The sequence below is a fragment of the Streptomyces sp. NPDC045470 genome, from assembly GCF_040646595.1.
GTDB lineage: Bacteria > Actinomycetota > Actinomycetes > Streptomycetales > Streptomycetaceae > Streptomyces.
The window spans coordinates 201329-226988 of sequence record NZ_JBEZAN010000005.1; the positions used below are offsets into that span (position 1 = coordinate 201329).

23 protein-coding genes are annotated in these 25660 nt (G+C 73.2%); 12 read left to right on the forward strand and 11 right to left on the reverse strand.

Going from position 1 to position 25660, the window contains the following annotated elements; genetic code table 11:
* Positions 1-55 precede the first annotated feature (55 nt).
* Positions 56-1201 (forward strand): NAD(P)/FAD-dependent oxidoreductase, encoded by a 1146-nt coding sequence (locus AB0A97_RS18260; protein ID WP_361150620.1) that lies wholly within the window; start codon positions 56-58, stop codon positions 1199-1201.
* Positions 1202-1210: 9 nt separating this feature from the next.
* On the opposite strand, the gene AB0A97_RS18265 is transcribed toward AB0A97_RS18260, so the two are convergent.
* Together AB0A97_RS18265 and AB0A97_RS18270 are read right to left on the reverse strand one after the other, a co-directional pair.
* Complete coding sequence (locus tag AB0A97_RS18265) at positions 1211-2398, reverse strand: GDSL-type esterase/lipase family protein (protein ID WP_361150622.1); 1188 nt, start codon at positions 2396-2398, stop codon at positions 1211-1213.
* 93 nt (positions 2399-2491) lie between these two features.
* Positions 2492-3073, reverse strand: a complete 582-nt coding sequence (locus AB0A97_RS18270) for a WHG domain-containing protein (RefSeq protein WP_361150624.1) — start codon at positions 3071-3073, stop codon at positions 2492-2494.
* Between the two features lie 331 nt (positions 3074-3404).
* Here AB0A97_RS18270 and AB0A97_RS18275 point away from each other — a divergent pair, with 331 nt between their 5' ends.
* The 4 genes from AB0A97_RS18275 to AB0A97_RS18290 all read left to right on the forward strand — a co-directional run bounded on the left by AB0A97_RS18275 (position 3405) and on the right by AB0A97_RS18290 (position 8348).
* Complete coding sequence (locus tag AB0A97_RS18275) at positions 3405-4628, forward strand: TerD family protein (RefSeq protein WP_361150626.1); 1224 nt, start codon at positions 3405-3407, stop codon at positions 4626-4628.
* A gap of 109 nt (positions 4629-4737) precedes the next feature.
* On the forward strand, positions 4738-6282 hold the full coding sequence (locus tag AB0A97_RS18280) for an amidase family protein (protein WP_361150628.1): 1545 nt from the start codon (positions 4738-4740) through the stop codon (positions 6280-6282).
* 98 nt (positions 6283-6380) lie between these two features.
* Complete coding sequence (locus AB0A97_RS18285) at positions 6381-7181, forward strand: 3-hydroxybutyrate dehydrogenase (protein ID WP_361150631.1); 801 nt, start codon at positions 6381-6383, stop codon at positions 7179-7181.
* 264 nt (positions 7182-7445) lie between these two features.
* Positions 7446-8348 carry a proline iminopeptidase-family hydrolase gene (locus AB0A97_RS18290; RefSeq protein ID WP_361150633.1) on the forward strand — a complete coding sequence of 301 codons (903 nt, stop codon included), beginning with the start codon at positions 7446-7448 and terminating at the stop codon, positions 8346-8348.
* On the opposite strand, the gene AB0A97_RS18295 is transcribed toward AB0A97_RS18290, so the two are convergent.
* From AB0A97_RS18295 to AB0A97_RS18305, 3 genes are all read right to left on the reverse strand, one after another.
* Positions 8345-8857: a DUF3515 family protein gene (locus tag AB0A97_RS18295; protein WP_361150635.1), complete on the reverse strand. Its 513-nt coding sequence runs from the start codon at positions 8855-8857 to the stop codon at positions 8345-8347. The two genes, AB0A97_RS18290 and AB0A97_RS18295, sit on opposite strands and share 4 nt — an antisense overlap.
* A 122-nt stretch (positions 8858-8979) precedes the next feature.
* A complete protein-coding gene (locus AB0A97_RS18300; RefSeq protein WP_361150637.1) occupies positions 8980-10554 on the reverse strand; it encodes an amidase in 1575 nt (524 codons plus the stop codon).
* A gap of 104 nt (positions 10555-10658) precedes the next feature.
* Complete coding sequence (locus AB0A97_RS18305; RefSeq protein WP_361150640.1) at positions 10659-11174, reverse strand: MarR family winged helix-turn-helix transcriptional regulator; 516 nt, start codon at positions 11172-11174, stop codon at positions 10659-10661.
* Positions 11175-11390: 216 nt separating this feature from the next.
* Here AB0A97_RS18305 and otr(B) point away from each other — a divergent pair, with 216 nt between their 5' ends.
* Positions 11391-13043, forward strand: a complete 1653-nt coding sequence (gene otr(B) / locus AB0A97_RS18310; RefSeq protein WP_361150642.1) for an oxytetracycline resistance efflux MFS transporter OtrB — start codon at positions 11391-11393, stop codon at positions 13041-13043.
* A gap of 135 nt (positions 13044-13178) precedes the next feature.
* Positions 13179-13709: a DoxX family protein gene (locus AB0A97_RS18315; RefSeq protein ID WP_361150644.1), complete on the forward strand. Its 531-nt coding sequence runs from the start codon at positions 13179-13181 to the stop codon at positions 13707-13709.
* A 149-nt stretch (positions 13710-13858) separates the two neighbouring features.
* On the opposite strand, the gene AB0A97_RS18320 is transcribed toward AB0A97_RS18315, so the two are convergent.
* Complete coding sequence (locus tag AB0A97_RS18320) at positions 13859-15211, reverse strand: DUF4334 domain-containing protein (RefSeq protein WP_361150647.1); 1353 nt, start codon at positions 15209-15211, stop codon at positions 13859-13861.
* A gap of 335 nt (positions 15212-15546) precedes the next feature.
* Between AB0A97_RS18320 and AB0A97_RS18325 the strand changes: the two genes are divergently transcribed.
* The 4 genes from AB0A97_RS18325 to AB0A97_RS18340 all read left to right on the forward strand — a co-directional run bounded on the left by AB0A97_RS18325 (position 15547) and on the right by AB0A97_RS18340 (position 19858).
* Complete coding sequence (locus AB0A97_RS18325; protein ID WP_361150649.1) at positions 15547-17115, forward strand: prenyltransferase/squalene oxidase repeat-containing protein; 1569 nt, start codon at positions 15547-15549, stop codon at positions 17113-17115.
* On the forward strand, positions 17112-18506 hold the full coding sequence (locus tag AB0A97_RS18330; RefSeq protein WP_361150652.1) for a cytochrome P450: 1395 nt from the start codon (positions 17112-17114) through the stop codon (positions 18504-18506). The genes AB0A97_RS18325 and AB0A97_RS18330 overlap by 4 nt, the downstream gene beginning before the upstream one ends.
* 29 nt (positions 18507-18535) lie before the next feature.
* Positions 18536-19321 (forward strand): SDR family NAD(P)-dependent oxidoreductase, encoded by a 786-nt coding sequence (locus tag AB0A97_RS18335; RefSeq protein WP_361150654.1) that lies wholly within the window; start codon positions 18536-18538, stop codon positions 19319-19321.
* Between the two features lie 132 nt (positions 19322-19453).
* The gene (locus tag AB0A97_RS18340) at positions 19454-19858 is read left to right on the forward strand and encodes a class I SAM-dependent methyltransferase (protein WP_361150656.1); all 405 of its coding nucleotides are present in this window, start codon (positions 19454-19456) and stop codon (positions 19856-19858) included.
* A gap of 145 nt (positions 19859-20003) precedes the next feature.
* On the opposite strand, the gene AB0A97_RS18345 is transcribed toward AB0A97_RS18340, so the two are convergent.
* The 5 genes from AB0A97_RS18345 to AB0A97_RS18365 form a co-directional block, all read right to left on the reverse strand.
* Positions 20004-20213 carry a hypothetical protein gene (locus tag AB0A97_RS18345; protein WP_361150659.1) on the reverse strand — a complete coding sequence of 70 codons (210 nt, stop codon included), beginning with the start codon at positions 20211-20213 and terminating at the stop codon, positions 20004-20006.
* Positions 20214-20396: 183 nt separating this feature from the next.
* Positions 20397-21110, reverse strand: a complete 714-nt coding sequence (locus AB0A97_RS18350; protein ID WP_361150662.1) for a GAF and ANTAR domain-containing protein — start codon at positions 21108-21110, stop codon at positions 20397-20399.
* Between the two features lie 80 nt (positions 21111-21190).
* Positions 21191-21922 carry a GAF and ANTAR domain-containing protein gene (locus tag AB0A97_RS18355; protein ID WP_361150665.1) on the reverse strand — a complete coding sequence of 244 codons (732 nt, stop codon included), beginning with the start codon at positions 21920-21922 and terminating at the stop codon, positions 21191-21193.
* 354 nt (positions 21923-22276) lie between these two features.
* Complete coding sequence (locus tag AB0A97_RS18360) at positions 22277-23410, reverse strand: iron ABC transporter permease (RefSeq protein ID WP_361150668.1); 1134 nt, start codon at positions 23408-23410, stop codon at positions 22277-22279.
* Positions 23407-24495 carry an iron ABC transporter permease gene (locus AB0A97_RS18365; RefSeq protein WP_361150670.1) on the reverse strand — a complete coding sequence of 363 codons (1089 nt, stop codon included), beginning with the start codon at positions 24493-24495 and terminating at the stop codon, positions 23407-23409. The genes AB0A97_RS18360 and AB0A97_RS18365 overlap by 4 nt, the downstream gene beginning before the upstream one ends.
* Positions 24496-24637: 142 nt before the next feature.
* On the opposite strand from AB0A97_RS18365, the gene AB0A97_RS18370 reads away from it, so the two are divergent.
* Positions 24638-25612, forward strand: a complete 975-nt coding sequence (locus AB0A97_RS18370; RefSeq protein WP_361150672.1) for an iron-siderophore ABC transporter substrate-binding protein — start codon at positions 24638-24640, stop codon at positions 25610-25612.
* Positions 25613-25660: the final 48 nt, after the last annotated feature.

Genomic DNA, 25660 nt, shown 5'->3' on the forward strand with positions numbered 1-25660 from the left:
CCGCCTCGCGTACGCCGCCGTACCGGCGGCTCCGCCATGGAACGGAGAGACCACCATGACCAGCACCCCCATCCACCACCCCGTCGTGATCGTCGGAGCGGGCCTCGGCGGCCTGACGCTCGCCCGCGTCCTGCACGTGCACGGCATCGAGGCGGTGATCTACGAGCTCGAAGCCGGCCGGGACGCCCGGACCCAGGGCGGCATGCTGGACATCCACGAGGACAGCGGCCAGGAGGCCCTGCGCGCCGCGGGCCTGCACGATCGTTTCCGTACCCTCGTTCACCCGGGCGGCGAGGCCACGCGCGTCGTCGACCCCCAGGGCACCGTGCGACTGCGGGAAGCGGACGAGGGCGACGGCACCCGCCCCGAGGTGGACCGCGGGCGCCTGCGCGACCTGCTGCTGGACTCGCTTCCCGAAGGCACCGTCCGCTGGGGGAGCAAGGTCACCGGCGCCCGGCCGCTGGGCGGCGGACGCCACGAGGTGACCTTCGCCGACGGCAGCACCGTCACCACCGGCCTGCTCGTCGGCGGCGACGGTGCCTGGTCGCGGATCCGGCCGCTGGTCTCGCCGGCCACCCCCGCCTACACCGGCATCTCCTTCGTCGAATCCGACCTGCTGGACGCCGACACCCGCCACCCGGACAGCGCCGCGCTCATCGGCGGCGGCTCCTTCTTCTGCCTCGGGGACGGCAACGGCATCCTCGCCCACCGCGAACCCGACGGCAGCCTGCACCTGTACACGGCACTCAAGATCGGCCCGGACTGGCTCGCCACCATCGACTTCACCGACACCGACGCCGCCAAGAAGGCCGTCCTCGCCCACTTCGACGGCTGGGCCGACAGCCTGCGGGCGCTGCTGGCCGACGCCGACGGTCCGCTGGTCCCGCGGCACATCCACGCCCTGCCCGTCGGCCACCGCTGGGACCGCGTCCCCGGCGTCACCCTGCTCGGCGACGCCGCCCACCTCATGTCACCGTTCGCCGGTGAGGGCGCCAACCTGGCCATGCTCGACGGTGCCGAACTCGGCCGGGCGATCGCCGCGCACCCCGGTGACACCGAGGCCGCTCTCGCCGCGTACGAGGCGGCCCTGTTCCCCCGCAGCGAGGCGTCGGCCGTGGAATCCGCAGGCAGCCTGGACCTGATGTTCGGCGACCGGGGCCTGGAGCGCCTGCTCGACCTGTTCGCCGCCCACGGGCAGTAGGCCCGGGCGTCAGGCGCCGTTCCGGCCCGCGAAGGCGCCGTTGCCGCTGAAGACCAGCTTGGCGAAGCGTTCGCCGATCCGGCGGTGGGTGGCGGCGTCCGGGTGCAGGGCGTCGGGCAGCGGCAGCTCGGCGAAGTCCGCCTCGCCGTACAGCTCGCGGCCGTCGAGGTGGTGCAGATGCGGGTCCTGGGCCGCCCGCTGCGCCACGATCCGTGCCAGTTCCGCCCGGATGACGTTCAAGGTCAGCTTTCCGGCCGCGCGTTCCGCCGGGTCGCCCATGGCCCGGAAGCGCAGTTGCCCGGTGCTCGCCGTGGAGAAGTCCGGGGCGCTGGGCCCCGGGGTGTCCTCGTGGATCGGGCACAGGATGGGGGAGACGACCAGCAGTGGTGTGGTCGGGTGGCCCTCGCGGATGGTGTCGAGGAATCCGTGGACGGCGGGCCCGAAGGCACGCAGCCGCATCAGGTCGGCGTTGACCACGTTGATGCCGATCTTGACGCTGATCAGGTCGGCGGGGGCGTCCCGCAGCGTACGGGCGGTGAACGGGTCGAGCAGCGCGGCGCCGGCCAGCCCCAGGTTGACGAGTTCCACGCCGCCCAGGGAGGCGGCCAGCGCGGGCCAGGTCGTGGTCGGGCCGGCGGCGTCGGAACCGTGGCTGATCGAACTGCCGTGGTGCAGCCACACCTTGCGGCCCCGGTCCGGCGCGGGCTCGACGGGGGCGTCGGTGCGCAGGACGAGGAGTTCGGTCGTCTCGTTGTGCGGCAGCCAGATCTCGATGTCCTTGAGCTCGCCGGACAGGCCGTCGAAGCGCAGGGTGCCGGCCGGGCCGGGCCGGTGTTCGGCGGTTCCGGCGGCCATGTCGATGGTCAGCGTGTTGCCGCCCGTGACGCTCGCCCGCCCGGCCGGACGGCCGTCGACGACCAGCTCGTACACGCCGTCCGGACGGGGCGGGGCGCCCGTGTAGACCCGCTTGGTGGGCCGGGTGTCCAGTTCGAGGACGGTCGCCCGAGTGCGGAAGGCCAGCCGCACGCCGGAGGTCTGGGACTCGGCCATGGCCAGTTGCCCGTCGGTGTTCTGGGCGCGGGCCCAGGCGGGCAGCCGGTGCGGCAGCACACCCTGCTCGGTGCGCTCCACGTCCAGGGCGCCGCGGAGGAGGCCCGCGGTGACGGGGGTAAGGGTCCAGTTGCTGTCGGTGCGCATGGTCTCAACCTGTTGATCGAAGTGTTTCGGGTACCGCGAGCGTCGCGGGTGTTCCGGGCGGCCCGTACGGCCCGGGGGTTTCGCCGGGTTCCGTCAGGGCCGCTGTGGCGCCGGCCAGTTCCGCAGCAGGGCGTCGAGGGCGTCCAGGACCCGGGACCAGGTCTCGTCGGAGTCGGGGGCGCTGTGGCTGAACCCGCCGCCCAGCTCCAGGCTGACGTAGCCGTGGAAGACGCTGCCCAGCAGCCGGACGGCGTGCGTCTGGTCCGGCTCCGTCAGGTCGTATCCGCGCAGGATCGCCCGGGTCATCCGGGCGTGCCGGACACCGGCGCTGGCGGCGGCCGTCGCCGGGTCGAGTCTCAACTGCGCCGCGGCATACCGGCCGGGGTGCTCCCGTGCGTAGTCGCGGTAGACGTTGGCCAGCGCGGCCAGGGCGTCCTTGCCCGCCCGCCCGGCCAGTGCGGCGGCGCCCCGGTCGGCGAGTTCTTCCAGGGCGAGCAGGGCGATCCGGGTCTTGAGGTCGTGCGAGTTCTTCACGTGCGAGTACAGGCTCGCGACCTTGACACCGAAACGCCGCGCGAGCGCCGAGACGGTCACCTCCTCGAACCCGGCCTCGTCGGCCAGCTCCGCACCCGCCCGGGTCAGCCGGTCCGGGGTGAGCCCTACGCGCGGCGCCATGGTCTTCCTTCCGTACAGCTAATGCGGATGAGATTCTTCCTAACCGAGTATGCACTTACCTAAACGCTTTAGGCAAGTGGTCATGTGGGATAGGTAGCGGGCCTGGAAGGGGACGCGGGTGTCGAAGGCACCACCCGATCCGGCCACGGCCCGATCCGGCCGCTTCCGATCCGGTCACCGTCCGCACCGGTTCACCGTCCCTCCCCGCTCCTTGGCCCCCCCGGAAAACCGATAGGACCTCGGCCTCACCGCCAACACTCCGTCCGCCGACGCCCTGCCGGACAACGGCACCGGCGCCGTCCTCGCCGCGCTGGAGAAGGCCGTACGGCGGGTGTCCCCGGCCGTACTGCTCTCGGCCCTCGCTGAGGCCCGGACCCGGGCGACGCCGGGGCACGACCGGGTGTTCTTCCCCAAGGGCGGCAACGCCAAGGCGCACATCGTCCAGGACGAGCGCGCCCCGCTGCCGGCGGACGCCGTCGACCGTACGGTGTCCGTCCTGACCGGAGAGGTGCTGCGCCGCGCGGCCGCCCGGCCGGCGGTCGAGCTGGCGGTGGTCGACGCCGACCTGAACGGTGTCATGGCGCCGTTCGCGGAACGGACTGCTTCCCGCGCCCTCGTGACCCTGCCGCGCGGCAGTGAACTGCCCCTGCCCGAGGGCCGTACGCTCCGCCTGTTCCTGCACTGGATGGAGAGCGCCGCCTCCGGCCGTACCGACCTGGACCTGTCCGCCGCGATGTACACCGCGGACTGGCAGCACGCCGGCACCTGCGACTACACCAGCCCGCGCTACGCCGAAACCGCCGCCGTGCACTCCGGCGACCTGACCAGCGCCCCGGCGCCCCGCGGCGCGGCCGAGTTCGTCGACCTCGACCTGGAGCAACTGGACGCGGCGGGTGTCCGCTACGTCGTGGCCGTGGTCTTCGCCTTCAGCGACGTGCCCTTCGAGGACCTCGCCGAGGCGTTCGCCGGGCTGATGGTCCGTGACCGACCCGGCACGGCGGGCCCGGTGTTCGACCCGCGTCAGGTCGAGCAGCGCTTCGACCTCACGGGCGGCGCCCGCGTCGCGGTCCCGGTGGTGATCGACGTGACGGGCCGTACGATGCGCTGGCTCGACGTCGCCCAGGGCGTCACCGGGACCCACCACGCCGTACACCGCCACGTGGACGCCCTGGCCGCCCTCGGCCGGGGCCCGACCGGCCTGTTCACCTCCGGGGCGCGGGTCGGCCTGGGCGAGCTGGCCACCTGGCAGGCCGCCGCCCGCGCGAGCACCGTGGTCGTACGCCACCACGACGGTTCGCGGAGCACCTACCGGCGCCGCGACGGCGAGGACACCGAGGCGTTCGCCGGCCGGATCGGCACCCCGGCGACCGACGACGGTTCCGGCCCGGCCCCGGACCTCGGCCGGGCGCGGCTGGCGTACCTGCTGCGCGGGGACGTTCCACTGGCCGCGCAGGCAGAGGTGTACGCGCTGCACCCGGCGGGCCTGGAGGCCGGTACGGCCGTGCTGCCGGCCGCCTCCGACCTCGTCACGTCGCTGGCCCCGGCGAGCGGGTGAGCCGTCGGACGGCCTGACCTCCGTGCCGGCCGGCCCAGGGGAGTCGCACCCGAATCGGGCCCCTCCGCGCTGTCATACTGGCCGGCACACCTCGGAAGGGGACGGGACGATGACCGCTACCGCCGACGATGGCCCCGCCCCGCGGACGGTGTACGAGGTGGCCGCCGAGGTGGCGGCGGGACGGCTGACGGCGCGCGGACACGCGGCCAGGGCGCTCCAGCCCCGTCGCCTGTCCCACGCCCGTGACCTGCGCGCCTTCATCAGCGTGGAGCCGGCGACCGTCCTCGCCGATGCCGAGCGCGCCGACCGGGCGGCCAGGACGGACGAAACTCCGCCCGCCCCGAATGCCCCGCAAGCCCGGCACGGCACCTCCGGCCGCACCCGTACCGACACTCAACTCCCTTTGCAGGGCGTGCTCCTGGCGGTCAAGGACAACATCGACGTGGCGGGTCTGCCCACCACCGGCGGGACACCGGCGCTGCGTCAGCACCGCCCGGCGCACGACGCCACCGCGGTGCGGGCACTGCGCGACGCGGGAGCGATCGTCCTGGGCAAAGCCAATATGCACGAACTCGCCTTCGGCGCGACCAGCGACAATCACGCGTACGGCCGGGTGCGCAACCCCTGGCGGCCCGACGGTCTGGCGGGCGGCAGCAGCGGCGGTACCGCCGCAGCCGTGGCGGCCGGTCTGGTCACGGCCGGGCTCGGCACCGAGACCGGGTGTTCCGTACGCCTCCCGGCCGCCCTGTGCGGGGTGGTGGGTTTCCGTCCGACGACCGGCCGTTATCCCGCGCGGGGCGTGCTGCCCCTGTCGTGGACCCGGGACACCATCGGCGTCCTGGCGCACACCGTCGAGGACGTCTGCCTCCTGGACGCCGTCATCACCGGCACGCGCCCCGCCCGCCCCGCGCGCTCGGCGGCGCCGCCCGATCCCCGTACCGTGCTGCGCGGCCTGCGGTTCGGCGCTCCACGGCACCCCTTCCGGGACGGCATCGCCCCGCCGCTGCTCGCGGCACTGGACGCCCGGCTCGCCCAACTCGCCGCCGCCGGAGCCACCATCGTCGAGGACGATCTGCCCGCCGGGACACCGACCCACGTGGCGGCCGCCGGGCTGCCCATCGCCTTGTACGAGGTGTCCCGCGCCCTCGACGGGTATCTCCGCGAGCACGGGCTGCCCCTGTGCTTCCCCGATGTCGCGGCCCTGATCGCGAGCCCGGACGTCGCCCGGCTCCTGCGCCCGCTGCCCGGTCACGGACCGACCGGAGACGCGTACGAGCAGGCACTGACGGTCCACCGGCCCGCGCTGAACGCCCTGTTGCACACCCACCTCGCGGACCGCCGGCTCGACGCACTCCTGGTGCCCACCGCCCCCGTGACCGCGCCACGCCTGCTCCCCGGCGAACACATCCTGCTCGCAGGCCGCCCGGTACCGGCGTTCCCCGCCCTCCTGCGCAACACCGACCCGTCGAGCATCGTCGGCTGGCCCGCCATCACCCTGCCCGCCGTGCGCGACGCCCACGGGCTCCCCTTCGGCATCGACCTCCAGGCCCCTGCGAACCGGGACTTGGCACTTCTGGAGATCGCGCGCGCCTGCGCGGCGCTGTGGGGCCTGCCACATCGCGGCAGGGTGGCACCCCTCCGGTACGACGGATAAGTCCCCTCGCCCTCCCCGCCCACCGCATCGGGCCGGCCACTCCCGCAATCCGCGTACCCATATCCGCGAAGCACCGGCACCCCTTACCGTTGCCACCCATGACGAACGTCTTTCCCGCTTCCGCCTCCGCCCCCGCATCCCTGCCCTCCGCCGACGTGCACCTCGGCGGACGTACCGCTCTGGTGACCGGCGGCGGCAGTGGCATCGGCAAGGCGTGCGCGGTGGCGCTGGCGGCGGCGCACGCCACGGTGCACGTGGTCGACAAGGACGGCGAGTCGGCCAAGGCCGTTGCCGCGGAGACCGGCGGCCGGGCGCACGTCGTCGACCTGGCCGATCCGGCGGCGATCGAGTCCTTGCCCGCCGAGGTCGACATCCTCGTCAACAACGCCGGATTCCAGCATGTGGCTCCGCTCACCGAGTTCCCTCCGGAGCGGTTCGCGCTCATGCAGCAGGTGATGGTCACCGCGCCGTTCCTGCTGCTGCGCCGCACACTGCCGCACATGTACGCGAACGGCTGGGGCCGCGTCGTCAACATCTCCAGCGTCCACGGACTGCGGGCGAGCGCCTACAAGAGCGCCTATGTCGCCGCGAAGCACGCTCTGGAAGGGCTGAGCAAGGTCACCGCCATCGAAGGGGCGGAGCACGGCGTGACGAGCAACTGCGTCAACCCCGGTTACGTGCGGACGCCCCTGGTCGAAAAACAGGTCGGCGACCAGGCCGCGGCTCATGGGATCGACGCCTCGAAGGTGCTCGCCGACGTCCTGCTGGCCCGGTCGCCGATCAAGCGGCTCCTGGAGCCCGAGGAGGTCGCCGCGGCCGTGCTGTGGCTGTGCTCCCCGCACACCGCGTACCTCAACGGCGCTTCCGTCCCGCTGGACGGCGGCTGGGGAGCCGGCTGACCTCGCCTGCCGCAGAGAGCGGATCCGCAGCGATCCCCACGGGCCCGACCACCGATTTTCCGCCCGGAAATGACCTCGCGAATGTGTCGCCACCTCTCTGACGTGCGGGTTTTTCGTCCTCGTTGTCGGACTGCCCGCAGTGCGGCATGAAGTCAAGCCTTATCTCTTCGGGTCTTCTTTCCTATGTTTGGGGTCACCGAACCGGTTCGACGGATATCTCGTCGACGGCCGGACGGAAGAGGGTTCCCATGAAGTGGAGGCGGTATGAGGGAAGGCAGAATTTCCGTACCGGGAGGAAAGGTGTGGTACCGCAGAACGGGCAGCGGTGGCGCGCCGCTGCTGCTCGTCCATGGCGGCCCGGGTTACCCGAGTGATCTGCTGTTCGACGCTTTCACCCCGCTCGCCCAGGAGCGTGAGGTCGTCTGGTACGACCAGTTGGGGGTAGGGCGTTCGGACCCGGTCGACGACATCTCGCTGCTGACGGTGGACCGCTTCCTCGACGAACTGGGCGCGGTTTCCGAAGGGCTCGGCCTGGAACGCCCGCACGTCTACGGCCACTCCTGGGGAGCGATGCTCGGCCTTCAGTACGCCGCCGAGCGGGCGCCGGAATGGACCAGCCTGATCTGCGCCAACGGCCTGGCGAGCGTGCCACGGTTCGAGCGGGAGGTCCGCGACCTGATGGCGGAACTGCCGGGCGATGTACTCGACCGCACCTACGGCCGGGAGCTGAGAGGTGAGACCGGCGATCCCGATTACCGGGTGGCCCAAGAGGAGTACCTGCGCGCGTGCGTACTGCGTACCTCTGCCATGAGCCTGGACCCGGGACTCATGAGTGTGACGACGTTCCGGACCATGATCGGGCATGCGGACTACCACGTCACCGGCGCTCTCAAGGACTGGGACATCTTCGACGCGCTGGAGCGGATCCGGGTGCCGACACTCGTTCTCGGCGGCGAGTTCGACGAATGTGTTCCCGCGCATCTCGCCGATATCGCCGACAGGATTCCTGACTCCGAGCATGTGACGCAGCCCGGCGCGGCCCATATGGGATACCTGGAGGAGAAGCCCCTTCGCGACGCGTACGTCTCCCTCGTCCGGGACTACATGGCGCGCGTCGAAGCGCGCGTGTGCCAGAACGAGACTTCCCCCACGAAAGGTCGAGGTTAAATGCATTTCGACTTCTGCGGGATCGCCCGCACCGCGTCGCCGAGGTCGACCAGAGTGTCCCCGGCCGCGGTGGTCGAGTCCGCCGTCACCGTCACTTCGACGGCGGGATCGCGTCCGTAGGTGATGAGGGTTTTCTTGCTCTCCTTCTCGCTTTTACTCTCCTCCCTGCTCTCGCTCGACGAATCGCTCCGCAGTACCCAGTCCACTCCGTTCACGTTGAGGCACAAGTCGGTGGTCGGCTTGGGGGGTTTCATACCGCAGCGGAGAATGACGGTCGAATCTCCCCAGACTGCAACACCGGTGCCCCGCGCTTCGATTCGGTCCTCTCCCAGGAGGCGGCGCGGGTAGTGCCGGGCGATGTCGTTGCAGAGCGGGTGGCTCGCGTTGGGCGCGCTTTCGACGTGCGGTGGGGAGGGGCGGAGCGAAAAGGCGAGCACCCCGGCCGTGGCGAGGGCGGTTCCGCCCACGGCCCCGGCCGTGACGAGGGCCTTCTTCGACGGTGCAACCACTTCTCGCCACGCCTTCTTCGGTCGAACAAGTCAAACGGCAACTCTTGCCGTGGCGGGCAACATTAATGCCTGTTCAGGGTGAAATTTCCATAAGGCCGGGAGCCCTGGGAGGCTGAACCGGCTCATGCCGTCCGGGCGGGCGGCCGACCGGGGCCGGGCAGATGCCGCGCGAGTTGCTTCGCCATGGCGACGAGTGTGCGGTCCGCCAGGTAGGGGCCGATGATCTGCACGGCCAGCGGCAGCCCGTCGGCGGTCCGGTCGGCCGGGACGACCACGGACGGCAGGCCCACCAGGCTCGCCAGGTTGACCCAGCTCGTCTGGTCGAAGAACGGGCGCTGCACGCCGTCCACCGTGATGAACCGCTGTGGCGCCGGGGTGCCGGTCTGGTCGGGCACGGCCGCCGTCGGCGCTGCCGGGGTGATCAGGACGTCATGGTCGGCGAAGTAGCGGGCCCACGCGGCCCGCAGTTGCTGCCGCGCCTCGTCGGCGACGCACCAGTCCCGGTGCCGCATCGTCCGGGAGCGCAGGAACAGTCCGGCCGGGTCGTCGGCGGGGGTCCTTTCCGCCGCCGCCACGTCGGCGGCGAACGCGCTGTCCGTGGCGGTGGCGGAGCCGGTGGCGAACAGCAGGCGCTGGAACAGGGTGTTGCTCCCGGCGAAGTCGACGGGCCGGGTGGCGTCGTCGACGCTCGCGCCGACGGAGCGCAGCAGCGTGCTGACCCGGTCGAGGAGGGCGCGGGTCGCGGCGTCGACGCGGCAGTGGGCGTCGTCCGCCCAGACACCGACGCGGTACTGGGCGAGTTCGCTCTTGACCGGGGCCGGGAGAGTGATCGTCCACCCGCTCCGGTCGGCGGGGGCGGGCGCGACGAGCACATCCAGGAGGAGGTCGAGGTCGTCGGCCGTACGGGCCATCGGGCCGAGGGTGACCATGTCGCTGCTGGTGGCCCAGCCGGGCAGGCGGGGGATGTGGCCGCGGGTGGGCACGACGGGCACGGCGCCGCGGGAAGTCCGCAGCGCGTGGACACCGCAGTACGCGGCCGGCAGGCGCAGCGAACCGGCGAGGTCGGAGCCGACTTCGAGACGGGTGAGACCCGTGGCGACGGCGGCGGCCGCGCCACCGGAGGAGCCGCCCGCGGTCCTGGTGACGTCGTACGGGTTGTCCGTCTTGCCGAAGAGGGGGTTCGACGTCTGGATGTCCTGGCACATGACCGGCACGTTCGTCTTGCCGACGAGGACGGCACCGGCGGCGCGCAGGAGGGCGACGGCGTCGGCGTCCCGGTCCGGTACGTGGCCGGAGAGGTCGGGGGAGCCGCTGGTGGTGCGCATGCCCTCCGTCTCCAGGGCGTCCTTGACCGTCATCGGGAGTCCGTGCAGCGGGCCGAGGGGCTGACCGGTTTCGGCGAGGTGCCGGTCCGCCCGGTCCGCGGCGGCGCGTGCGGCGTCGGCGTCGAGGGTCACGATGGCGTTGACGTGCGGATTGACCTGTGCGATGTGCCGGAGGTACTGCTCCAGGAGGTCGCGGCTGCTGATCTCGCGTCGGCACAGTGCGGCGACCTGGTCGCGGGCGGGCGCCAGGTGGAGAGCCTCGACGTCGGGCGTCCGGGCGCCGGGCCGGGGCCGAGGGGAGGAGGGGGCGGTCTCGGCAGCCGGTGTGGCGATGCCGGTGGAGGCGGTGAGCAGGGTGCGGCGGGGGATCACGTAGAGGCTCCTGATGCGGTGCTCGGTGCTGACTGCGCGGGGACATGGGCGGGGGCGTCGGTCGGGGTAGGGGGCGTCCCGAACGGCAGGGAACGCTTCGGGGATCAGGAGGTCCGCTGCTCCGCGCCGGGCTCCGCCGTCGGACGGGCGTCCGGTACCGGCCGGTCATCCAGCCCCGGCCGGACGTCCAAGTTCTCCCGCAGCCTGCGCAGCACCGAGAGGGCGACATGCAGGTCCTCGGGTGGGATGTCCCCGGCCAGGTGCTCCAGCCAGCGCTGTTCCAAGGGGCGCAGAGCGTCCAGGGCCTGCCGCCCGCCCGGAGTGAGTTCGACCAGCGGGCTGCGCTGGTCCTGCGGGTTGGGGCGGGTCGTCACGACGCCTTCGGCCCGTAGGCGGTCGACGGTCTGCTGGACCGCCTGGCGCCGCAGTCCGCGTTCCCGGGCCAGGCGGGCCACCGTCGACGGCCCGTCCAGCAGCAGCCCCGCCACCTGCCAGCGCGCCGAGGTCAGCCCCGCGTGGGCGGAGAGCCAGTCCCCTTCGCGCAGCAGGCGGCCGTTGACCGCGAAGACCTCGGCGGTCACCTCGACCAGGGCGTCCACGTCCGGGGGTGAGGAATCCATGGCCACAGCGTAGGTCCCCGGCCCCCCGCGGATTTCCGCGGCTCCGGAAACGGCCTGCTGAAGGGCGCTCCCTCCGGAGAATGACAAGGGCTTGTCGAAATGCGTTCCGGTGATTACGCTCGGCGTCCGGCCGGGGCGCCGACCGCGGGCAGACAGCGGGCAGCGGGCAAGCTGCGCGGACGGTGCCGTGACCCCCGGCCTGGAGAGTGAGGCACCGTGTCATCCGCGCATCCGGGCACCGCCGGCGAGGCCGCCCAGACAGGCGGGGCGTTCACCCACCGGCAGATCCTGACGGCCATGTCGGGACTGCTGCTGGCCGTCTTCCTCGCGGCCCTGGACCAGACGGTCGTCGCCACCGCGATGCGCACCGTCGCGGACGATCTGCACGGCCAGACCGAGCAGGCCTGGGCGACGACCGCGTACCTCATCGCCTCCGTGCTGGCGATGCCCTTCTACGGCAAGCTCTCCGACATCCACGGGCGCAAGCCGATGTACCTGATCTCGATCGCCGTGTTCGTCGCCGGGTCGGTCCTGTGCGGTACGGCCGGGTCGATGACCGAACTCGCCCTCTACCGGGCGGCCCAGGGGCTGGGCGGCGGCGGACTGATGTCCCTGCCCACCGCGGTGGTCGCCGATCTCGCGCCGGTGCGGGAGCGCGGGCGCTACTTCGCCTTCCTGCAACTGGCCTGGGTGGCGGCCAGTGTCGTCGGCCCGCTGGCGGGCGGCACCTTCGCGGAGGCCGGCGAGGTGTTCGGCGTGGCCGGCTGGCGGTGGGTGTTCCTGCTGAACGTGCCACTGGGGTTGCTGGCCCTGGTCACCGTACGCAGGGCCCTCGACCTGCCGCACGAGCGCCGCGAACACCGCATGGACGTACTGGGCGCCGCGGCGCTGGCACTGTTCCTGGTGCCGCTGCTGATCGTGGCCGAACAGGGCCGGTCCTGGGGCTGGACCGCGCCGGCCTCCCTCGTCCTCTTCGTGCTGGGCGCGGCCGGACTGGCGCTGTTCGTCCCCGTCGAGCTGCGGCGCGGCGACGAGGCCGTACTGCCGCTCCGGCTGTTCCGGCGGGGCGGCATCGCCCTGTGCTCGGCGGTCAACTTCACGATCGGCGTCGGCATCTTCGGTACGGTGACCACCCTGCCGCTCTTCCTCCAGTTGGTGCAGGGGCGGACCCCGACCGAGGCGGGGCTGGTGGTCATCCCGTTCATGGTGGGCACCATCGCCTCCCAGGTGGTGTCCGGCAAACTGATCGCGGCCTCGGGCCGGTTCAAGAAGCTCGCCGTCGTGGGCCTGGGCTCCATGGCCGGAGCGCTGCTGACGCTCGCCGCGGCCGGCGCCGCGACCCCGATGTGGGGCATGACCCTGACCGTCGGCTGGCTGGGCATCGGCATCGGACTGTCCCAGACCGTCATCACCCTGGCCATGCAGAACGCGGCGCCCAAGAGCCAGCTCGGGGTGGCGAACGGCGCGTCCGGCCTGTGCCGGCAGATCGGCGGCTCCACCGGCATCGCGGTCCTGTTCTCCGTCCTGTTCGCGGTGGCGCTCGGCCGCCTGGCCGACCTGCTGCACTCCCGCCGCTTCGAAAGCCTGCTCACGGACCCGTCGGTGACCGGGGACCCTGCCAACCACCGCTTCCTGGCCATGGTCGAGTCGGGACGCGGTACGGGCATCGACCTCGACGACACGTCCTTGCTCCACGGCATCGACGCCAGGCTGGCGCAGTCGGTCACCGAGTCCTTCGCGCACGGCTTCCACGTCGTGTTTCTCGCCGCCGGAGCCGTGCTGCTGGCCGGCTTTGTCCTGACCTGGTTCCTGCGCGAACTCGACGACGGCACTCGTACGTCGGAGCGCGCGCCGCGGGAAGCGAAGTAGGTCCTACGGAGGGGCGAGGTCCCCTCCGCGACCGTCACCTGAACGGCCGAGTGGGCGAGCCCGAGGCGTGCCGGGGGAGGGACGATGGGCAGGCGGGAGGGGACCGTCCCTGTCCGGCTGCCCCGGGAGCCCATCGTGACCTGTTTCGACCGACGTGACCTCGGCCTGCTGCTCCTGCGTGTGGGTACCGGCGGTGTGCTGGCCGCGCACGGCGCGCAGAAGCTCTTCGGCTGGTTCGGCGGGGGCGGCATCGAGGGCACCGGCCAGTTCATGGAGTCCGTCGGCTACGCGCCCGGCAAGGCCAACGCCACGGTCGCCGGACTCACCGAGGCCGGCAGCGGCGTACTGCTGGTGCTGGGGCTGGCCACCCCCGCCGCCGGCGCGGCCGCGGCGGGCGCGATGGCGGGCGCCGCCGCCGTACACACCCCCAACGGGTTCTTCGCGCAGAGCGGCGGCTACGAGCACCCGGCCTTCCTCGGGCTGACGACGACCGGGCTGAGCATCACCGGGCCCGGCCGGATCTCCCTCGACCACGCGCTCGGCCACTCCGTCAACCGCAACTGGATGGTCCCGACAGCGCTCGCGGTGACCGGAGCGGCCACGGCGCTGGTCGTGGGCGCGCGCAACAAGCGGGCCCGGCAGCCGGCGGAGGACGGTCAGGAGTGACGGCTCCCCGCTCCCGTAGTGACGGCTCCCCGCTCCCGCGACGACTGCCAAGAGCCCGAAGCGGTACGCCGGCTGGCGGCCGCCTGGCGCGAGCACGGCGGCGGGTGTGGCGCGGGTGTCCCGCCGCCCCGGTCACCGGTGGTCCGACGTCAGGTCCGTAGCTCGGGTTCCGGTACGCGGGTGAGGTGGAAGTAGAAGTCCTCCGGATCGCCCTTCTTGTCCATCACGCACAGCAGGACGTCGTCGGTGAGACGGCGGAAGTGGTCGATGACCGGCAACTGGTCGTAGACCATCGCCGTGGACTGCTTGCCGCGGTGGACGACCTCACGCAGCGAGGCCAGGCCCCTTTCCGTGTACGAGTGGACCGTGCCGTCCTCGTCGCGGCAGAGCAGCGGCTCCACGTGGTCGGCGTCGACGAACCGTTTGCCGTACCACCGCATCTTCGCCAGCAACGCGGCGTTCTCGCTGGTGTGCTCGAAAGCGCCGCCCCGCCACGTACCGATCAGGAAAGCGGTGTCGACGGGTTCCAACCGGTCGAAGAGGTCGGCGAGTTCCGCGGTGTCGTACGTGCCTCCGGACGCGACGGCGTCCAGGACGTCCTGCTCGGTACCCATGGGCGGGGCCTCCTTCGGCCGGGGGACGGGCGGTGCGGGCGCGGTACTGCCCGGCAGGGGAGGGGCGGCGGTCCGGCCGGGCCGTACCGGGTCGAAGCGGTGGTACATCCGGGCGTGCCAGATCACCACCCGCTCCAGTGCCACCGCGGAACCGTACCCGGCCGCGGTGAGCGGAGCCAGGGCCCGCAGGCAGCTTTCCAGCCCCGCGTCGGCACGCTCGTACGCCTCCCGCTCGGTCAGGCCGAGGGCCAGCGCGTCGGGCTTGCCCTCGGCCTGCTCCCGGTGGTGGCCACGGAGGTCGTTGAGCAGGCGGATTGCGATCGCGGCCTCGTGCAGCGCGGTGCGCAGCACCGGCAGGCGGCCGGCCGGGCCGGGTTCGTCCAGGAGTGCCCACAGGGCGGTGACCTGCTGTTCGACGCCGATGCTCCAGGCGCCGTGCCGCAGGTAGTCGGCCAACCGGGGCGCCGTGCCGCCGGTGGCCGCCGTCCGGGCCGTCTCGTGTTCGAACCGCATGCCGGTCAGTGTCTGATGCATGCTTTCCCGCCACGCGGCAACGAGTTCGGGCCGTCCGCTGCCGCCCACGTCCCGCATGATCTCGGCCAGAGCGCGCGCCACGGGGTCGTCGCTGCCGTCGTCGTGCCCGTCGAGGATCCGGTGCCAGGCGTCGACGCGGGCCGTGGGCCAGTCCGGGCCCGGGGAACCGGGCGCTTCGGGCGCGTCCAGGACGTTGTCGATCGCCATCAGCCAGACCGTGAGCCGGGACATCCGCAGACAGGTGTCGGGCGGCAGCCACGGGGTGAAGAACGTGGTTTGCAGACACATCAGGGGGACCAGCGCGGTGTCCACGGGTAAACCGAGCTTTTTGAGCCAGTTTTCGAGCCTGGGCATGTTTCGCAGGGCGGCCGAGCATGTGTCCGCCATGGAGACGATCTCTGAGGGAAGGTGGCCGGCCGGCTGTGAGGTGTTCACGCCGTCAGGCTACGTTCCGGGCGTTCGGGCGGGGTCCGCCGCCCCGTACCCCGGAGTGCCCCGGAGCCGCCGCGCGCGGCCGGGCCGCCCGGTCGTCCCCCGGCCGCCCGGCAGAACGCGGGACCGGTCGGCGCGCTGACGGCGCGTACGCACGGAGCACGAGCGGGACGAGCAGAAATCGAGGCAAGATGTCAGCAGGACGCGCGTTACCGCACCCACCGGTCGCCCGCTTGTCACCCACGCTCGCAGCACGGGTGAATCGTTCCCTCACCCTCGCCACCCGGCATGCCCTCACCACTCAGCGGGACAACGGCTCGTGGCTCGCCGACCCCGACCCCCGGATCACCGAGACCGCGCTGTGCACCCTGGCCCTGGCGCGTGCACCGCAACCCGGCGCCGGCCACGCCGCCGCACGGGGCCGGGTCTGGCTCGCATCCGGAGCCGCCCCGCAGGACCACCACCCGGTGGCCCGTGCCGTGGAAAGCGCGCTGCTGTCCCTGGCCTTGGGCGCCGACGGCCCCGTCGACGTGAGCCACCCCGCCTTCGAGGATCCGGCGCTGTCGGCCCGGGCCCGGCTCCTCCAGGCCCTCGCCCTGCACACCGGCCGGACGGTACGCGGTGGCGCCGCACCCGACGCGCTGCGTACGCAGTTGGCCACCGCGGTCGCCGCTCCGGGACGGCTCAAGCGCTGGTCGAGCGTGGAACTCTGGTCCGCACACGCCCTCGTGGCGGTCCACCACGGGGACCGGCAGGCCGCCCTGCAAGCCGCCCGTACGGTCGCCGACCAGCAGTCCCCGGCGGGCGACTTCTTCGCCAACCCGGTCACCACGGCTCTCGCGGCGCTCGCCCTCCAGGCCGCCGCGCCCGGCACCGCCGCCACCCGCCGCTGCGCGGAGTACCTGCTCGCCAGCCAACACGCCGACGGCACCTGGCGCTTCACCACCAGTGACGTCTGGGACACCGCGCTGGCCGTGCGCGCCTTCCGGAGTGCGCCGGACTTCGACCGCCACGCGCTGCCCGCCGCCGTCGCCTACCTGGTCGCGGCACAGAACCTGGACGGCGGCTGGCCGTTCCGCCTGGGCGTCGAGTCCGACAACGACACCACCGGAGCCGCCCTGATCGCCCTGGACGGCGCGAGCGGCGCTTCCGGCGGGGTGATCCGCGCCGGCGTGCGGCAACTGGCCCGGCAGCAGCGGGACGACGGGCTCTGGCGGACCTGGCAGTCCGCCGGCGACCCCCCGGTGGACGACGTGATCGCCCATGTCGTCACCGCGCTCGCCCGTCACTCCGGCCGCCACCGCGTGGACCTGGCCGCGGCGCGCGCCTGGCTCACCGAACGCCTCGACGGCCAGGGACGCTGGCATGCCGGCTGGTACCGGGGCCTCCCGTACGCCACGGCCGAAGTCCTCCCCGCCCTCGACGCCCCCGCGCCACCGGACGGCCACCCCGCCGCCCGCGAGCTGGCCGGAACCCGTAACCCCGACGGCGGCTGGCCCGTCGAGGCAGGCGGCCCGAGCACCCCGGCCGCCACCGGCCTGGCGCTGACAGCCCTGGAACGGGGCGGTCTCCGCGACGAAGACCTCTGGGCGCCGGGGCTGACCTACCTCGTGGAGACCCAGCGCGACGACGGTACCTGGCCGGGCGTACCGCTCATGTACGGCCCGCGACCGCTCCTCACGCACTTCCCCACCCACACCCACGCGTTCGCCGTGGAGGGCCTCTTCGCCGGGCAGCGCAGGCTTCGCGCCGCCGCGCGGGGCGGCTGCCTCCAGCCGCACGGGGAGGAGCTGTCCTGCGGTCGGACAGCAGGAGGACCGGCGTGAACAGCAGTGGTGCACGGCCGACCGCGCGCCCCGGGCACACCTCCGCCGACGCCCTCACCGAAGCGCCCGTCGCCCCCGGCCGCGTACCGCTGGCCGGGCACGCCCCGCGCTTCCGGCGGGACGCCCTGCGCTTCGTCCGCGAGCAGCGGCACCACGGACCGGTGACCAAGGTCTACATCGGCCCGCGGCCGGTCCACGTCGTCAACTCCGGCGAGCTGGTACGGGAACTGCTGACCGCCCAGGCCCGTTCCTTCGACAAGGGCGCGATGTTCGACGCCCTGCGCGTCCCGCTGGGCGACGGGCTGATCACCGCTGCCGGGGACCGCCACCTCCGCCACCGCCGCACGATGCAGCCCGCCTTCCACCACGACCGGATCGCCGGTTACGCCCGCGTCATGTCCGAACGCTCCCTGGCACGCTCCGCCGCCTGGGAACCCGGCACCACACGCGACCTGGTGCCGGAAATCCACCGCCTCACCCTCGACATCCTGCTCCGCACCCTTTTCGCGGACCCCCAGGACCCCGAGCTGCGCACCGCCGTCAAGGACTGGCTGACCGTCAAGTACCACTCGATGCGCCTCGCCCTGTCCCCCCTGCACGCCTGGGCGGAACGCCTTCCGCTGCTGCCGGGCTGGCGGCCGCCGGACGCCGGTCCGCTGCGCAGGCTGGTGGCCGTCCAGCAGCGGATCGTCGACAGCTACCGCGCCGACGGCCGGGACCGCGGCGACCTGCTCTCGATGCTCCTGCTCGCGGGCGGCCCGGAAGGCGCCCTGACCGACACCGAGGTGACCGACGAGCTGATCACCCTCTTCCTGGCCGGCACCGGCACCGTCAGCGCCGCGCTGGCCTGGGCGCTGTACGAGATCTCCCGCCGCCCCGACGTCCAGCGGCGCCTGCACGACGAGTTCGACACCGTCCTCGAAGCGGGACGGCCACCCCGCTTCGAGGACGTACCTGCCCTGGTCTTCACCCGGCAGGTCCTGACCGAGACACTGCGGCTGCACCCGCCGTCGTGGCTGCTGATGCGCCGCGCCGTACGGCCGGTCACACTCGGCGGCGTACGGCTCGTCCCGGGTGCCGAGGTGTTCTTCAGCCCGTACGCACTGCACCACGACCCGCACCTGTACGAGGAACCCGAGCATTTCCGCCCCGACCGCTGGCCGCCGGACGCCGGCGCGAAGCCGCCGCGGCACGCCTACCTGCCGTTCGGCGCGGGCAGTCGGCTGTGCATCGGCGAGGACTTCGCCTGGACGGAACTGACGCTGGCGGTAGCCGCGTTCACCGCGCGCCGGCGCCTGGAGCCGGTCGCCGGCGCGCCCGTACGGCCGCTGGTCGGCACGGTCCTGCGCCCGGACCGGTTGCCGCTCACGGCGCATGCCCGTCCCTCCTGACCACTTCCGCCCTTCCCCGGGAGCCGCACATGTCCACGCACATCCACACGCCCGGCGACGGAACCCGGCCCGGCCGACTGCGGGACCGCGTCGCCCTGGTGACCGGCGCCGCCTCCGGAATCGGCGCGGTGTGTGCGGAGCGGCTGGCAGCGGAGGGCGCCGTGGTGGTGGCCGCCGACCTCGACGAGGACGGTGCCGCCCGGGTGGCCGGGCAGATCACCGCGGCCGGCGGCACCGCCCTCGCCCGCCGGGTGGACGTCACCGACCTGGACAGCGTCACCGGCGTCGTCAAGGAGGCCGCCACCATGGGCGACGGCCTGCGGATCGCGGTCAACAACGCCGGGATCAGCGGCCCCCTCACCCCGCTGGCGGAGCTGTCGCCCGCCGACTTCGACACGATCACCAAGGTGAACCTCTACGGCGTCTTCCACGCGATGCGCTGCCAGCTCCCCGCGATGGCCGCGACGGGCGGCGTCATCGTCAACCTCTCCTCCATCGCCGCCCATTCGGCCTTTCGCGGTCACGCCGCCTACGCGGCGGCCAAGCAGGGCGTCCTCGCCCTGACCCGGACCGCGGCCCGCGAGTACGCGCACCACGGCATCCGGGTCCTGTCGGTGTCACCGGGCGTCGTCGGTACCCCGATGGTCACCTCGCTGCCGCCCGGGAGCACCGACAACCTCATCGCTTCGGTGCCGTTGCAGCGCACCGCGCAGCCGGCCGAGGTCGCCGCGCTCATCGCGTTCCTGGTGTCCGACGACGCCTCGTACATGACCGGCAGCGACCATGTGGTGGACGGCGGGTACCTGGCGAAGTAGCACGAAAACCGCTGGTGACGCCGATCTCGGGGCACCTGCCCTGCGTCGGCGGCCGCTGCTCTCGGCACCCGGCAGCGGCCCCCGGCTTCGATCCGCGAAGCCGGTCTCCCACCGGACGGAACGCGAACGTCCGTGGACCCGGCCGACTTCTGCACCGGCCTCGTCGCCGAGTCCCTCGCCCCGCTGCGGTCCTTCTCCCCGGACCCCGAGGCCTATACGGCTTTACTCCGCGAAGTGGGCGGCCCGGCCCTGGAACGGGGCTGCGGAGACGGTGACCCGCTGCTCGCACCGCGTCGCCGCGGACTGGACGTGGAAGGCGTCGACTCCTCCGCCGACATGCTGGAACGCTGCCGCCACCTGGCCGACGGCGGTTCCGCGCTGATCCCACTGCACGTGCCGGCGCCGACCCCCGCCGACCGGTTCGGTCGGGTCCGCACCGCGCCCGCCGACGACGGCGCCGAGCTGCGGTTCTTTGTGGTGTCGGCGGAGCGCGACGAGCGCGCCGCCGAGGCCGCGGGCTGCGTACGGTGTCGGTGACGGACGCGGACGGCGACGTTGCGGAGGGGGACGCCCCGGAGACGGTCTTCCGGCTCCGGGCCGGCTGATGCTTCCGGACCGGCTGATGGCTCCGGCGCGGCCGGCACCTCCGCGTGGCGGTCCGCGCCGGAACGGCGGGGCAGGCTCAGGCCAGGCCGGTCATGATGCGGCCGACGAGTTCGCGGTTGGCCTGGGGGACCGCGCCGAACTCGGTGCTGTCCGGGCCTGCGCCGGGGCCGACGCCGGTCTTCGAGGCGGCGCCTGCCGGGCTGTCGTCGGCCACGGCGGCGGACGCCGCGGGCACCACGGTGGCCGCGGCGAGCACCGCGCCGGCGAGGACGAGACGTACACGCATGCAGATCACTCCTGAGGACGGGGCGGCTGGGAGCCGGGTCTCCAGCACACCCCTTCTTCCCGTGACGCGCATTCTCTCCGGGGCACCTGGGTGGTCGGCGGGCCGGCGCCACCCGGGACGGCCCGGAGGGCGGTGATCGCCGTATCCGGCCGTATCCGGTCGCGCCTGGTGGTGCGGGAACCGTCACGGCGAGCCGTTGTCGAGGCGGAGACGGTGCGCGATGACATCGCGGGCCACGTCGAGGAGAGCGCGGTCCTGGGAGTACGCGTGGGCCCGCAACCGCAGGAGGGCCTGGTCGACGGCGACGCGGAGCTGGACGGCGAGGACACCGGTGGCCTGGTGGACCTCGGCACGGTGCAGGACCGGCCCGGCGCCGTGCTCACCGGTGAGCAGCCGGGCGGGGGAGGTGCACAGCAGCAGATGCAGCGCGGCCCGCGCGAAACGGTCGGTCGCCGCCACCTGCTGGGCGCTCGGGGCACCGGGACGGGTGCGGTAGGCGGTCAGGACGCCGACGGGTACGACACCCAGGAGCAGCGGGACGGCCACCACCGTACGGACGTCGGTACGGGCGGCGGTGGGCAGGAACTGGGGCCGGCGGCCGACGGGCGCGTTCCGCAGATCGGGCTCGGTGACGGTACGGCCGGTGCGGAGCGCCTCCAGGGTGGGGCCTTCACCGAGGGTGTACTGCACATCGTCCATGGCCGGGCCGAGCCGGTCGGCGGCATCGTCGGACCACAGGAGCTCCAGGTGGCCGCGGGGAGTGGCCAGGCACAGGGTCATGGCGTCGTGGCCGAGCAGTCGTGCGGCGGTTCCGGGGCTCACGCCGTTCAGGCCCTGGCCGGTGCGCGCGGCACGGCGCAACCGGTCGAGGAGCATCTCCCACTCGGCGCCTGGCATGGTCCACCTCTCGTGACGGGCGTGGCCGACGCGACGGGTGTCGGCGGTGCGCGCGGGGCGCGGTCCGTCCGGCCGCGATGTCATGGCTCGGACAGTTCGGAGGGCACCGAGCCCTGGGCGACGCTCGCCGCCAGCACGGTGAGTTTGAGCTGCCGCGCGCGGGCGTGCGCGCGCAACTGTGCGAAGGCGTCGTCCAGACTCACCCGCAGCCGTTCGGACAGCACCCCCTTGGCCTGTTCGATCACCAGACGGCTCTCCAGCGCGGTGGACAACTGCTGGATGAGGACGGCTTGGTCGTGCAGATCGTGCTGGTGGCCGAAGCAGGCGGTGGTGGCGTCGGCCAGCGCCTGGGCGATGCGCAGGTCGTTGGCGGTGGGCAGCTCCGGTCCCGGCCCGCTCATCAGGTTGAGGGCGCCGGCGGTGGCGCCGGAGGTGCGCAGTGGGACCGCGGCGACCGCGGTGACGCCGACCCGGCGCGCGCGGCGGGCGAAGCGGGGCCAGCGCAGCGCAGCCGGACCGGTCAGCGAAGCCGGAGCCACGACGGTACCGCCGCGGGTGGCGTCGAGGCAGGGCCCCTCGTCCAGTTCGATCTGGACCTCTTCCAGCCGGCGGCAGCGTTCGTCGGAGGCGGTGGCGTACTCCACCCGCCCCAGGTCGTCGAGGACGGTGACCCCGGCCCCGGCCACCGGCAGCAGGGCCATGGCGTGTTCGGTCAGATCGTGCAGCAGCTCCAGCGGATCGAAGTCCGCGCTGCGGTGTACCAGGCCGCGCACCGCTTCGGCGATGCGCGCCTCACGTTCGGTCGCAGGCATGAATGGCCGCCGATCGGCAGGCTCCCGCCTCCACGACGTGAGCGCGGGGTCCGGGCGCACCCCCGCGGCGGTGGGAGAAGGAAGTCCGGTCTCCGGAACCGCTGATGCCCGCTGACAGGAATTGCCGGCGCCTCGTCTCTCACCTGACCCGTCCGGGGCCGCCACGGCGGCCGGTTCCACCCGGCTCTGGACGGCCTCACGGTGCGCCTTTCACGGTAGCGCTCCGGCAAGAGCGCGGACAGGGAGAGCCGGTGCTTCCGCGGGCCGTTGGTGACACGAGGAGCCACCTCCCGCCCCGCACCGGCCGCCGTACGTGCCCGGCACCGCGCCGCGCGCACGGCGCGCCCCGCTCCTCTACGGCCGGCCCGCGCCCCGGTCCGGGCGGAAGAGGACCCACAGCAGGAAGGGGCCGCCGAGCACGCTGGTGACCACGCCCACCGGAATCTCGACGGGGGCGATCACCCGGCCCAGCGCGTCGGCGCCGGCGATCAGCGCGCCGCCCACCAGGCCGGAGGCCAGTACCGGTACGCGTGCCCGGCCGCCGAGGCGGTCGGCCAGTACGGGCGCCGCGAGGGCGACGAAGGCGATGGGACCGCCGATGCCCGCGGCGACGCCGGAGAGGACCACCGCGAGTGCCAGGGCGAGCGCGCGGATCCGCCGTACGGGTACACCGAGCCCGGCGGCGGTGTCGTCGTCGAAGCGCAGCAACTGGAGCCGGTTCCCGGCGGCGAGGGCGAACGGGAGCAGCCCGAGGAGGATCAGCAGCAGCGGCGTACCCACCGACCAGTCGCGCCCGCTGAGGCTGCCGACCGTCCACAGGAAGACGCCACCGGCCGTGTTGTCGTTCTGGCGGGACATGACGAGGTCGGTGACGGCCCCGACGACGGTCGAGACGCCGATGCCGACGACGAGGACGCGGTGGCCCCGATGGCCCGCGCCGCCCGCGCACAGCACCACCAGCGCGGCGGCCAGCATCGCGCCGACCGGCCCGAGCCACCACTCGCCGATCATGCCGGTGGACGAGCCGACGACGGAGGCGACGACGGCCGCGGTGGCGCCCTCGTTCACGCCGATGAGGTCGGGGGTGGCCAGCCGGTTGCCGGCGAGGGTCTGGGTGAGGCAGCCGGCGATGCCCAGTGCCGCGCCGACCAGGACGCCGACGGCGATCCGGGGCAGCCGGAAGTCCTGGACCAGCATCACCGTCGCGGAGTCGCCCGTGCCGAGCAGGCCGGAGAGCGTCTCGGACAGGCTCATACCGGTGGAGCTGGCGAACGTACCCAGCGCGACCAGGACCAGGATCAGCGCGCCGAGCGCGACGGCGACCAGCGAGCCGCGGCGGGGGAAGAGCCAGGAGAAGGCGCCGGTCCGCAGGACGAGGCTGTCGGGCGGTGTGACGTCGGCGGTGGGGGGCGTGGGAGAGGGGGCGGGGGCCGGGGCCTGTCGCCCGCCCGCTGCCGGTTCCGCCGCTTCGTGTGCGGGCTCCGTCATGCCGTCCCTCCCGCCGTGGACATCCGCCGGGAGCGGGCGATCCAGATCAGCAACGGCCCGCCGACGAAGGCGAGGAGCACACTCACAGGGGTCTCCCAGGGGCGGATGGCGACTCGGGCGAAGATGTCCGCCGCGATCATCACGTCGGCGGCGATCAGTGCCGACAGGGCGAGCTGGGCGGCGATCCGCGGACCGGTGACGGCGCGGGCGGCGTGCGGGGCCAGCAGGCCGAGGAAGGCGATGGGGCCGGCGATCGCCACCGCCGACCCGGCCAGCAGGGTCACCGCCCCGGCGACGACGACGCGGACCAGCCCGGGGCGGTGCCCCAGGGACCGCGCGCTGTCGTCGCCGAGCGCGAGTGCGGCCAGCGGGCGGGCGGCGCCGAAGGCGATCAGCAGGCCGGCCGCGACGAGCGGGATCAGCGGGTAGGTGTCCGAGGTCTTGATGCCCGCCAGGGAGCCGATGGTCCAGTAGCGGAACGTGTCGAAGGTGGACTGGGTGCTGAGCAGGACGTACGAGGTCATGCCGTGGAAGGTGGCGCCGAGCGCGGAACCGGCGAGCACCAGCCGCAGCGGTGACGCCGCGGCCCGGCCCGAGGCGGCCAGCAGCAGGACCACCGCGCTGGCGGCCGTGCCGCCGACGAGGGCCCAGCCGAGCAGGGCGTAGGAGGAGTCCACCCCGAAGTAGGTGAGGCCGATGACGACGCCGAGCGCGGCGCCGGAGTTCACGCCGAGCAGTCCGGTTTCGGCCAAAGGGTTGCGGGTGACGGCCTGGAGGAGACAGCCCGCGGCGCCGAGGGAGACACCGACGAGGACGGCGGCCAGGGTACGCGGCAGCCGTACGTCGAGGACGGCGAGCCGGAGTTGGGCATCGGCGCGGGCTGCCGGATCGCCCGTGAGGAAGTCCCACGCGCGCGCGACGGGGCTGGACCCGGTGCCGATGAGCAGGGACAGCAGCACCAGGACGGCCAGCAGTACGGTCAGGGCGACCGCGGTGGTCAGGATGCGCCGGTGGTGACCGGACGCCCGTGAGGGAGGGGGCTGGGTGTCGCCCACGGGGGGCCCGGCCTCTTGCGCAACCAACATAAGGTTAGCCTAACCTAAGGCTTGACCGGGGCTTTCGTCGCCCGACAGGCCCGGACACCGGGGTTTCCCCGGCATGCCCGGCACCAGCTGTTCCGTCAAACGCCGTCCCGGCGCCGGACTTCACCACTCGGAGAGCACAGACATGTCCATCCACACCCTGCCGCGCGTCCGCCGGACCGCGGCGGCCGCCGTCACCACCGCCCTGGCGCTGGCCCTCACCGCCTGCGGAGGGGACGAGTCCGGTTCCGGGCAGGCGAAGACCGGCGGCGCCGGAAAGGTCACCGTCACCGACGCCACCGGCACCGAGGTCGAAGTCCCCGCCAAGCCCGCCAAGGTGGTCGCGCTCAGCGAGATGGACCTCGACTCCGCGCTGGCCCTCGGGGTGAAGCCGATCGGTCTGACCGCCGGCCGCGGCCAGAAGGGCGCCCCCGGATACCTCGCCGGCCGGGCCGGGGACATACCGGTCGTCGGCGCCGTCACCGGCCCCGACATCGAGAAGGTGCTGCGCGCCAAGCCCGACGTCATCCTCGCCGGACAGCTCGCCGACCCGAAGGTGCTCCAGCAGCTGAAGGCCGTCGCACCGACCGTCGTCACCATCGGCAAGGACAAGGACTGGAAGAAGGCGCTCGACCTCACCGGCCGGGTCCTCGGCAAGCAGAACGAGGCCAAGACCTTCCTCACCGGCTACGAGAACAAGGTTGCCGCCCTGGAGAAGAAGCTCGGCCCGCGCGCCGGCGCCACCGTCTCGGTGGCTCGCTACTCCGCCAAGGGCACCGCCGTGATGCAGCAGGGCGTGTTCATCAGCGACATCCTGAAGGACCTCGGCTTCAAGCGGCCCGGCGTCCAGAACGAGCGCGGCCAGGGCCACTCCACCCCGATCAGTGACGAGGACATCCAGCAGATCGACGGCGACTGGCTGTTCATCGGTACTCTCGCCGCCAAGGGCAAGGACGCCGACCTGTTCGCCGAGCTGAAGACCAAGCCCGCCTACCGTCAGCTCGGCGCGGTCCGCGAGGGCCACGCCACCGAGATCGACGGCTCCAAGTGGACCAGCCTCGGCGGCGGCCTGGCGGCCCTGTCCGTCCTGGACGACATCGAGAAGGCCATGGCCAAGTGACCCACGGCGCCCGGCCGGACGGGCATCCTCCGCCCGGCCCGGCGCCCG

Excerpts from the sequence above, each read along its gene's own strand:
- AB0A97_RS18260 (WP_361150620.1), top strand. The coding sequence starts at position 56 with ATGACCAGCACCCCCATCCACCACCCCGTCGTGATCGTCGGAGCGGGC.
- AB0A97_RS18265 (WP_361150622.1), bottom strand. The coding sequence starts at position 2,398 with ATGCGCACCGACAGCAACTGGACCCTTACCCCCGTCACCGCGGGCCTC.
- AB0A97_RS18270 (WP_361150624.1), bottom strand. The coding sequence starts at position 3,073 with ATGGCGCCGCGCGTAGGGCTCACCCCGGACCGGCTGACCCGGGCGGGT.
- AB0A97_RS18280 (WP_361150628.1), top strand. The coding sequence starts at position 4,738 with ATGACCGCTACCGCCGACGATGGCCCCGCCCCGCGGACGGTGTACGAG.
- AB0A97_RS18285 (WP_361150631.1), top strand. The coding sequence starts at position 6,381 with ATGACGAACGTCTTTCCCGCTTCCGCCTCCGCCCCCGCATCCCTGCCC.
- AB0A97_RS18290 (WP_361150633.1), top strand. The coding sequence starts at position 7,446 with ATGAGGGAAGGCAGAATTTCCGTACCGGGAGGAAAGGTGTGGTACCGC.
- AB0A97_RS18305 (WP_361150640.1), bottom strand. The coding sequence starts at position 11,174 with ATGGATTCCTCACCCCCGGACGTGGACGCCCTGGTCGAGGTGACCGCC.
- AB0A97_RS18320 (WP_361150647.1), bottom strand. The coding sequence starts at position 15,211 with ATGCCCAGGCTCGAAAACTGGCTCAAAAAGCTCGGTTTACCCGTGGAC.
- AB0A97_RS18335 (WP_361150654.1), top strand. The coding sequence starts at position 18,536 with ATGTCCACGCACATCCACACGCCCGGCGACGGAACCCGGCCCGGCCGA.
- AB0A97_RS18345 (WP_361150659.1), bottom strand. The coding sequence starts at position 20,213 with ATGCGTGTACGTCTCGTCCTCGCCGGCGCGGTGCTCGCCGCGGCCACC.
- AB0A97_RS18350 (WP_361150662.1), bottom strand. The coding sequence starts at position 21,110 with ATGCCAGGCGCCGAGTGGGAGATGCTCCTCGACCGGTTGCGCCGTGCC.
- AB0A97_RS18355 (WP_361150665.1), bottom strand. The coding sequence starts at position 21,922 with ATGCCTGCGACCGAACGTGAGGCGCGCATCGCCGAAGCGGTGCGCGGC.
- AB0A97_RS18360 (WP_361150668.1), bottom strand. The coding sequence starts at position 23,410 with ATGACGGAGCCCGCACACGAAGCGGCGGAACCGGCAGCGGGCGGGCGA.
- AB0A97_RS18365 (WP_361150670.1), bottom strand. The coding sequence starts at position 24,495 with ATGTTGGTTGCGCAAGAGGCCGGGCCCCCCGTGGGCGACACCCAGCCC.
- AB0A97_RS18370 (WP_361150672.1), top strand. The coding sequence starts at position 24,638 with ATGTCCATCCACACCCTGCCGCGCGTCCGCCGGACCGCGGCGGCCGCC.